Annotated in this window: 3 protein-coding genes and 1 pseudogene; 2 read left to right on the top strand and 2 right to left on the bottom strand. The window is 71.1% G+C overall.

The window, feature by feature from the left end; all coding sequences use genetic code 11:
• Positions 1-37 precede the first annotated feature (37 nt).
• Positions 38-886 carry an IclR family transcriptional regulator gene (locus tag ACWF94_RS37125; protein ID WP_453499109.1) on the bottom strand — a complete coding sequence of 283 codons (849 nt, stop codon included), beginning with the start codon at positions 884-886 and terminating at the stop codon, positions 38-40.
• Between the two features lie 130 nt (positions 887-1,016).
• On the opposite strand from ACWF94_RS37125, the gene ACWF94_RS37120 reads away from it, so the two are divergent.
• Positions 1,017-1,583, top strand: a complete 567-nt coding sequence (locus ACWF94_RS37120; protein ID WP_453499107.1) for a VOC family protein — start codon at positions 1,017-1,019, stop codon at positions 1,581-1,583.
• A 90-nt stretch (positions 1,584-1,673) separates the two neighbouring features.
• Positions 1,674-1,890, top strand: a pseudogene (locus ACWF94_RS37115) (TetR/AcrR family transcriptional regulator); the annotation flags it as partial.
• A gap of 126 nt (positions 1,891-2,016) precedes the next feature.
• On the opposite strand, the gene ACWF94_RS37110 reads toward ACWF94_RS37115, so the two are convergent.
• Positions 2,017-3,290 (bottom strand): cytochrome P450 (locus ACWF94_RS37110; protein ID WP_453499105.1); only part of this gene is annotated, 1,274 nt, incomplete at its 5' end.

The raw sequence follows: 3,290 nt of genomic DNA, 5'->3' as shown, positions 1-3,290 counted from the left end.
GCACCTCACACCCGTCGCCCGGGACCGCCGCCCCGGCTCATCCTTCCGTACCCCGGTCGCCGTCCGGCTCCGCACGACCGCTCGCGCGGAGCAGGGCGGCCACCAACGCGTGCCGGTTCCTGGTGAATCGCTCGGCCGGAGCGATCACCGAGAGCGCGACCATGGGCCACTTCCCGTCGTCCAGCGGCACGGCAGCCCCGCAGATCCCCTCTGCGTACTCCTCGCTGTCCAGCGCGTATCCCTGGAGCCTGACGACCTCCAGGGCGGACCGGAACAGCTCCGGACTGGTGACGGTGTTCCGCGTCCGGGCCGAGAGGGGGTTCGCGGCCAGGAAGTGTTCGAGCCGGTCCGGCGGGCCGAACGCCAGCAGACACTTGCCCGCCGCGCGGGCGTGCAGGTCCCCACGGGAGCCGACCTGCAGGGCCGCGACCCGCACCGCCTGCCGCCCCTCCACGGCAGCCGCCAATACCACTTCACCATTCACCCAGTAGGAGAGGTTCGCCGTTTCCCCCGTGTCGTCGGAGAGTCGATGCAGAGCCGCCAGGGCCTGCGGTGACGGGCGTACCGCCGCGCTGATGCGGTCGTACAGGCTGAGTACCTTGCTGGTGCCCAGGGCGTACGTACGGCCGTGCTTCTCCAGGTATCCGGCGTCCACCAGGGTGTTCAGCAGGTGCACCGCCGTGGTCAGGTTGAGACCGAGCGCTGTGGCGATCTCCTGGGCCCGGGGGGCGGTGCGCGACTCCGCCACCGCGTCGATGATTCCGCACGCCCGCGCCACGGACTGCACACGGCCACTGCGGCGCTCCGGCTTCCCTGCCTTCTCCGCCGTCCCGGATGTCGCGGACTCTTCTTGCTGCTCTGACTTCGCAGGGTCTTCGGCTTTCACGATGCTCCCGTCGCTATATCGATTCGGTCGCGGATCGACTGCCGGGTCTTGACATCGACCTGCCATGGATTGAGATTGACATAATACCAAAGCTACTCCAATCATTCCACAATTTAAGGGATGTGATGTCATGTCGATCGGAGTTCGGCGACAGGACGGTGGCACACCGATCGGCCCGGTCGGCCAGATCGGCCTGGTCGTCCAGGACATCGCCCGGGCCGCCGACCACTATGGCGGGCTGTTCGGCATCGGTGCCTGGGATCGCTACACCTATGGGCCGGGCTTCGTCCCCGAGCTGGAGTACCGGGGGCGGCCGTCCGCGTACTCGATGCACATCGCCCTCGCCGGCAGCGGGCCGCAGATCGAGCTGATCGAGCCGGTGGCAGGCCCCTCGCTCTACACGGCGCACCTGGACACCCACGGCCCCGGACTGCACCACCTCGGTGTGTTCGTGGACTGCCTCGACGAGGCGATCGCCACCATGACCGGGCAGGGGTACGAACTGCTCCAGCTCGGCCGGGGCTTCGGCGCCGACGGCGACGGCGGGTTCGCCTACTTCGGCACGGCACACCACCCCACCCTGGTCGAGGCGATCGAGCGACCTCGGCGGCGCAAGCCGCCCCTCGCCGCCTGGCCCGTGAAAGCGGCGCCGCCCTTGAACGCCGCCCGGCCCGGGCGAGGGGATGCCCGCGACTGACGACTGTCGCCCGGGCGGGGAACGACCGCCACGTTCGCGGACTGCGGCCCCGAAGCTCTCGCCGACGCCCTGGCCCGTACGGTCCGGCATGTGCTCGGCCCCGCCCGGCACCGTACCGCCGCCCGCTACGCCCTGGCGCTCGAAGGCATCGTCCGCCCCGAGGTACGCGAGGCGTTGAGCCGCGCGCGAGTCGCTGATCGAACTGACCTCGAAGTGGCCGGCTGACCTCGGATCGCCCGCACCGCGCGAGCACTGCCGGATCCTCTTCGACTACCTCGACGGCCTGATCTTCCACCAGGTCGTGGTACCGGAGAAGGAATTCGACCCCGAACCCGGCATCCGTACGGTGCTCAGCGCGTTCCTGCCCCCGGCCGAGCCGCGGTGGCGGAGCACCCGAGCTGACGAAGGCCGCGGAAGGGCGCCCGGGGCGGGGTCACCAGGTGCGGCGCCGGTCGCGTTCGATGGCGATGGGGATGCTCTGCCAGCCGCGCAGGGTGTTGTTGAGCACGCGCACCGGGGTGCCCGCCGGGCGAAGGCTCTTGCAGCGGCGGACCAGCGCACCGATCAGGGCGGTGGCCTGTAGCTCGGTGATATGCCGGCCGGCGCAGGTGTGGGGGCCGGAGCCGAGGGCGAGATGATCGCCGAGGTCGGGGCGCAGGGTTTTGAACTCATCGGCGTCGGGACCCCATGTGTCCCGGCAGCGGCCGGTCGCCCCGTACAGGAGCCAGACCCGGTCGCCTTCGGCGAGGGTGGCGCCGCCGAGTGTGGCGGGGCGGTTGACGCGGCGGCCGAACCCCTGGACGGGGGAGTGCAGCCGGAGCGTTTCGTGGAACGCGTCGACCGGCCGGGCGCGGCCGGTGCGCAGATGCGCGAGTTCGCGGGGGTGGGCGGCGCAGAGGCGGATGGTCTCGGCGAGACCCTGGATCGTGGTGTCCAGTCCGGCGGCGGTGTAGGCGGTCATCAGCGGGACGGCGTCGGACTCGTCGATCAACCCCTCGTCCACCGCCTCGTAGAGCGCCCCCATCCAGGAGTCCCGGCGAACCCGCTCGCGGGTCGCCCGGGTGTGCAGGAACTCGAACACGGCCGCGGCGTGCGGTGCGGCCCGGGCGTAGCGTTCGTTCTCGGGGCCGACGACGTCGAAGATCGCCGTGGCGCCGTCGAGTAGCTCCTGGTTGTCCTCGGGGGGCATGCCTATCAGCCGCAGTACCGTACCGGCGACGGCATCCCGCGCCAGGGACACCGAGTCGATGACCTCCCCGCCGCGAGTGATGTGGTCCCTGACCAGCCGGTCGGCGCGGTGCTCGACCTCCTTGCGGAGCGTGGTGATGGCGGCGGGTTTGAGCTGCCGGGAGAGCGGGCGCCGCAGCCGTGCGTGGGCCGGGCCGTCCGACGCGAGCACGGTTCCGGCCAGGACCTGTTTGTTCGTCAGATCGGTCAGGGCTATTCCCTCCACCGATGAGTAGGTGCCGGGATCATGGAGCACCGCCTTGACGTCCGCGTAGCGGGAGACGGCCCAGACGCCCCCGGCGACCCGGGGCAGCCGGACGACCGGGCCCAGGGCGCGCAGCCGGGCGTAGGCGGGGTAGGGGTCGGTGAGGTTCTCGTCGCTGAACAGGTCGATGTCCAAGGACGGGACAGGCGCCTGGGCGGGGGCGGTCGGCGAGGACATGGTGAAGGCGGCCCTTCTACGCGGTGGTGGTGCGCGGG

The organism is Streptomyces sp. NPDC055078, assembly GCF_053607985.1.
Note: the sequence above shows the minus strand (reverse complement) of the source record. Positions and strands in the feature narration are given on the sequence as shown.

Bases quoted from the DNA above. Each gene is read 5' to 3' on its own strand.
- ACWF94_RS37120 (WP_453499107.1), top strand. From the start codon at position 1,017: ATGTCGATCGGAGTTCGGCGACAGGACGGTGGCACACCGATCGGCCCG.